The following is a 4321-nucleotide window of genomic DNA, read 5'->3' as shown; positions in this document are numbered from 1 at the left end:
ACCACATGCTGGATCAAATCGCCACCCACGGCGGTTTTCGCATGGAAATAGCCGTCAAAGGCGATCTGTATATTGACGATCACCACACCGTTGAAGATACCGGTCTGGCGCTGGGTGAAGCCTTAAAGCTGGCATTAGGCGATAAACGCGGTATCAACCGTTTTGGTTTTGTGCTGCCGATGGACGAGTGCCTGGCACGTTGCGCGCTGGATATCTCGGGGCGTCCGCACCTGGAATACCGCGCGGAGTTTACCTACCAGCGCGTTGGCGATCTGAGCACAGAGATGATTGAACACTTCTTCCGTTCACTCTCTTACACCATGGGTGTCACCTTGCACCTGAAAACCAAAGGGAAAAATGACCACCACCGTGTGGAGAGCCTGTTTAAAGCCTTTGGTCGTACGCTGCGTCAGGCTATTCGCGTAGAAGGCGATACGCTGCCCTCCTCAAAAGGAGTGCTGTAATGAACGTGGTGATCCTTGATACCGGCTGCGCCAATCTGCACTCGGTGAAATCCGCCGTCGCACGCCATGGATACGACCCGGTTGTCAGCCGTGACCCGGACGTGGTGCTACGTGCCGATAAACTGTTTCTGCCGGGCGTCGGTACCGCCCAGGCGGCTATGGACCAGTTGCACGAGCGTGAACTGATTGAACTGATTAAAGCCTGTACGCAACCGGTACTGGGGATCTGCTTAGGCATGCAACTGTTGGGCCGCCGCAGCGAAGAGAGTAACGGTGTCTCTCTGCTGGGCATTATTGAGCAGGACGTTCCGAAGATGACCGATTTCGGTCTGCCGCTGCCGCATATGGGCTGGAATCGCGTCTATCCGCAGGCGGGAAATCGTCTGTTCCAGGGCATTGAAGATGGCGCGTATTTCTACTTTGTACACAGCTATGCTATGCCGGTGAACCCGTGGACCATCGCCCAGTGCCATTACGGCGAACCATTTACCGCGGCAGTACAAAAGGACAATTTCTTTGGCGTGCAGTTTCACCCTGAACGCTCGGGCGCGGCTGGGGCGCAGTTGCTGAAAAACTTTCTGGAGATGTAATGATTATTCCGGCATTAGATTTAATCGACGGCACGGTGGTGCGTCTTCATCAGGGCGATTACGCAACGCAACGTGATTATGGCAATGATCCTCTCCCCCGTTTACAGGATTACGCAGCTCAGGGTGCCGAAGTACTGCACCTGGTTGATTTAACCGGCGCGAAAGACCCGGCGCAGCGGCAGATCCCGCTGATTAAAACGCTGGTCGCTGGAGTCAATGTTCCGGTACAGGTTGGCGGTGGCGTGCGGACTGAAGCGGACGTTGCGGCGCTGCTTGACGCAGGCGTGGCGCGCGTGGTGGTAGGTTCGACGGCAGTAAAATCCCCCGAGGTAGTCAAGAGCTGGTTTGCCCGTTTTGGCGCCGACGCGTTGGTACTGGCGCTGGACGTGCGTATTGACGAGCGCGGTAATAAACAGGTAGCGGTTAGCGGCTGGCAGGAAGATTCCGGGGTTTCTCTGGAAGAACTGGTTGAGACCTATTTACCCGTCGGCCTGAAGCACGTGCTGTGCACCGATATCTCCCGCGACGGCACGCTGGCTGGCTCAAACGTCGCGCTTTATGAAGAAGTGTGCGCCAAATATCCGCAGGTAGCATTCCAGTCATCTGGCGGCATTGGCGGGATCGAGGACGTAGCAGCCCTGCGTGGAACCGGCGTACGCGGCGTGATCGTCGGACGCGCCCTGCTGGAAGGTAAGTTCACCGTTGAGGAGGCCATTCAATGCTGGCAAAACGCATAATTCCTTGTCTGGACGTTCGTGATGGGCAGGTGGTAAAAGGCGTCCAGTTTCGCAATCACGAGATTATTGGCGACATTGTCCCGCTGGCAAAACGCTATGCCGATGAAGGCGCAGATGAACTGGTGTTCTACGATATCACCGCCTCCAGCGATGGCCGCGTAGTGGATAAAAGCTGGGTATCTCGCGTGGCGGAAGTGATCGATATTCCGTTCTGCGTTGCCGGTGGCATTAAATCCATCGACGATGCGGCGCGCATCCTCTCCTTCGGGGCGGATAAAATCTCTATCAACTCCCCGGCGCTGGCCGAACCGGAGCTTATCACCCGCCTGGCGGACCGCTTCGGCGTGCAGTGTATCGTGGTAGGCATTGATACCTGGTATGACGCCGAAACCGGCAAATATCATGTTAATCAATATACCGGGGATGAAAGCCGTACCCGCGTCACGCAGTGGGAAACGCTGGACTGGGTGCAGGAAGTACAGAAGCGCGGCGCGGGTGAAATCGTCCTGAACATGATGAACCAGGACGGCGTGCGTAACGGTTATGACCTGGAGCAACTGAAAAAAGTGCGCGACGTTTGCCATGTACCGCTGATTGCCTCCGGCGGCGCGGGCACCATGGAACACTTCCTTGAAGCATTCCGGGACGCCGACGTTGACGGCGCGCTTGCCGCTTCCGTCTTTCACAAGCAAATTATTAATATTGGCGAATTAAAAGCGTACCTGGCAACACAGGGCGTGGAGATCAGGATATGTTAACGAAGCAACAATGCCGCGAGCTGGACTGGGAAAAAACCGACGGACTGATGCCAGTCATCGTGCAGCATGCGGTTTCCGGTGAGGTACTAATGCTGGGTTATATGAACCCGGAAGCACTGGATAAAACGCTTGAAAGCGGCAAAGTGACCTTTTTCTCGCGGACCAAACAGCGCCTGTGGACCAAGGGTGAAACCTCCGGTCACTTCCTGAACGTGGTGAGCATCGCGCCCGACTGTGACAACGACACCCTGCTGGTGCTGGTTAACCCGATTGGCCCGACCTGCCATAACGGCACCTCAAGCTGCTTTGGCGATGCCAGCCACCAGTGGCTGTTCCTGTATCAGCTTGAGCAACTGCTGGCCGAACGTAAAACCGCTGATCCAGCCAGTTCCTACACCGCGAAACTGTATGCCAGCGGCACCAAACGCATTGCGCAAAAAGTGGGTGAAGAAGGCGTAGAGACCGCGCTGGCCGCAACCGTGAACGATCGTTTCGAACTGACCAATGAAGCCTCTGATCTGATGTATCACCTGCTGGTTCTGCTGCAGGACCAGGACCTCGACCTGACGACGGTGATTGATAATTTACGCAAAAGACATCAGTAATCCCCTTCCCCAACCCGGACATCGCGCCGGGTTTTCTTTAGTCTTCCTTTCGATAACCTAAATGACAGATTGCGATGTTAGACTGAAGCAGGCGCGTCTGGGCCCGTTTTGTGAAAATGAATCTCGACGATAACGCCGACATGGCTGCGTTGTCCGCCGAAGCACAGTTCGATCGCGTCATCCATCTTGCGGCACAAGCCGACGTACGTTATTCATTGGAGAATCCCCACGCCTAAGCACAGGCAACCCTCGTAGGTCACTTCAACATCCAGGAAGGCTGTCGACAACACCATTATTTGGCTGGGATCTCAAAAAAGCATGGAACTAAAACGGGTCTATTTACAGAATCGCGAGTTTTATAAGGCTTAAAAAAAGAAGCCCTCATGAGGGCTTTTTCTATCGTAGCCCGGCCAAGCGAAGCGTCGCCGGGAACGGTACAAAAACTAACGTTTAATCATTACCAAACAGATCGCGGGTATACACTTTATCTTCCACGTCCGCCAGCTCTTCCGCCATGCGGTTGGAGATAATCACGTCTGCTTCCTGCTTAAAGGCTTCGAAGTCGCGCACTACGCGGGAGTTAAAAAACTCATCTTCCTGCATCACCGGTTCATAAATGATTACCGTGATACCCTTGGCCTTAATACGCTTCATGATCCCTTGAATGGAGGACGCGCGGAAATTATCCGAACCCGACTTCATAATCAGGCGATAAACTCCCACTACCTTCGGCTTGCGCGCGAGAATAGATTCGGCAATAAAGTCTTTACGAGTACGATTAGCATCGACGATAGCACCGATTATGTTATTCGGCACCAATTCATAGTTGGCCAGCAGTTGCTTGGTATCCTTCGGAAGACAGTAGCCGCCGTAGCCAAATGACGGGTTGTTGTAGTGGTTGCCAATACGCGGATCCAGGCATACCCCTTCAATAATCTGTCGTGAGTTCAGGCCCAGAGTCTCGGCGTAGCTGTCCAGCTCATTAAAGTAGGCCACGCGCAGCGCCAGATAGGTATTGGCGAATAGCTTGATAGCTTCGGCTTCGGTCGAGTCGGTAAATAGGGTCGGAATATCTTTCTTAAGTGCCCCTTCCTGTAGCAGAGCAGCAAAACGCTCGGCGCGTTCTGAACGCTCGCCAATGACAATACGAGATGGGTGCAAGTTGTC

5 protein-coding genes and 2 pseudogenes are annotated in these 4321 nt (G+C 54.3%); 6 read left to right on the top strand and 1 reads right to left on the bottom strand.

Annotated elements, in window-relative coordinates:
- The 6 genes and pseudogenes from KQJ19_RS22595 to KQJ19_RS22570 all read left to right on the top strand — a co-directional run.
- A pseudogene (locus tag KQJ19_RS22595) lies at positions 1-464 on the top strand (bifunctional histidinol-phosphatase/imidazoleglycerol-phosphate dehydratase); the annotation flags it as partial.
- On the top strand, positions 464-1054 hold the full coding sequence (gene hisH / locus KQJ19_RS22590) for an imidazole glycerol phosphate synthase subunit HisH (protein WP_003030129.1): 591 nt from the start codon (positions 464-466) through the stop codon (positions 1052-1054). The pseudogene KQJ19_RS22595 and the gene hisH, both read left to right, overlap by 1 nt.
- A complete protein-coding gene (hisA, locus tag KQJ19_RS22585) occupies positions 1054-1791 on the top strand; it encodes a 1-(5-phosphoribosyl)-5-[(5-phosphoribosylamino)methylideneamino]imidazole-4-carboxamide isomerase (RefSeq protein ID WP_016153557.1) in 738 nt (245 codons plus the stop codon). The genes hisH and hisA overlap by 1 nt, the downstream gene beginning before the upstream one ends.
- Positions 1773-2549 (top strand): imidazole glycerol phosphate synthase subunit HisF, encoded by a 777-nt coding sequence (hisF, locus tag KQJ19_RS22580; RefSeq protein ID WP_019077116.1) that lies wholly within the window; start codon positions 1773-1775, stop codon positions 2547-2549. The genes hisA and hisF overlap by 19 nt, the downstream gene beginning before the upstream one ends.
- Complete coding sequence (gene hisIE / locus KQJ19_RS22575) at positions 2543-3154, top strand: bifunctional phosphoribosyl-AMP cyclohydrolase/phosphoribosyl-ATP diphosphatase HisIE (RefSeq protein ID WP_216404191.1); 612 nt, start codon at positions 2543-2545, stop codon at positions 3152-3154. The genes hisF and hisIE overlap by 7 nt, the downstream gene beginning before the upstream one ends.
- 107 nt (positions 3155-3261) lie before the next feature.
- Positions 3262-3387 (top strand): annotated as a pseudogene (locus KQJ19_RS22570) (GDP-mannose 4,6-dehydratase); the annotation flags it as partial.
- A gap of 217 nt (positions 3388-3604) precedes the next feature.
- Here KQJ19_RS22570 and KQJ19_RS22565 read toward each other — a convergent pair.
- Positions 3605-4321: nucleotide sugar dehydrogenase (locus tag KQJ19_RS22565; protein ID WP_216404190.1), on the bottom strand; the 717-nt coding region annotated here is incomplete at its 5' end.

The sequence above is a fragment of the Citrobacter sp. S46_ASV_140 genome, assembly GCF_018919545.1.
Lineage (GTDB): Bacteria > Pseudomonadota > Gammaproteobacteria > Enterobacterales > Enterobacteriaceae > Citrobacter > Citrobacter braakii.
Note: the sequence above shows the minus strand (reverse complement) of the source record. Positions and strands in the feature narration are given on the sequence as shown.